Source organism: Bradyrhizobium ferriligni, assembly GCF_056837965.1.
Window position 1 is genome coordinate 1 of record NZ_JBXEJO010000207.1, and the last position, 675, is coordinate 675.

Below are 675 nucleotides of genomic sequence, written 5' to 3' on the forward strand. Positions count from 1 at the left end.
AGATTCCACAGTGCAGAACTGGACTACCCTTGAGAACTTTGCACGCAACTGCTCGACCTCTTTTCCTGGAATCCCCGTCTACAATCCCTCTACCGCTGATATCACTAAGACGTACTGTGTAGAATATACAAGTCCAGTCAACGAAACTTTCAACGATTATTATAATGAGGTAAGAAAAGTTTCATCTTGACATTTCTTCAATCTCTTTGACGTTTTGTTCTGTGTTAGATAGACACTTTTATATATATATTGTTCGAGACTTTTATCCTTGGGAACCGTAGTTGCGTAGTTGTTAGTGAACTCGCTTCTCAAGGATGGTGGTCTGGGTTCAGCTCCCGCAATGCGCTTGGAATTTTTTCCGACCGCGATGGCTCTCAGGTCGACCCAGCCTCAACTGGGTACCAGACATGCTCTGGGAAAGTAAAGGCGGCCGGCGTGATGCTGACCACATCACCCATCGTGTGCCGACGGTCAATGAAAAATACAGGCCTAACACTGTATTGACCTATATACCACGAGGTATGAAAGGGTTCCTTTACTTTTTTTTTTTAACGGTATCAGATTTGATTGGTTATAGGAAGTACAACAGAGCTGGACTGCGTCAACCCATTTCTGTTTTCTTATACCCCTCTTCCATGCCACCAAGCCTTTCCAACTCATGTATCACCACCTTTT

General features: G+C 44.1%; 1 protein-coding gene. It reads left to right on the top strand.

Annotated elements, in window-relative coordinates; genetic code table 11:
- Positions 1-407: 407 nt before the first annotated feature.
- Positions 408-675, top strand: a 268-nt coding sequence (locus AC1VNY_RS42520) for a hypothetical protein (RefSeq protein ID WP_482409673.1), incomplete at its 3' end; no start/stop codon positions are given.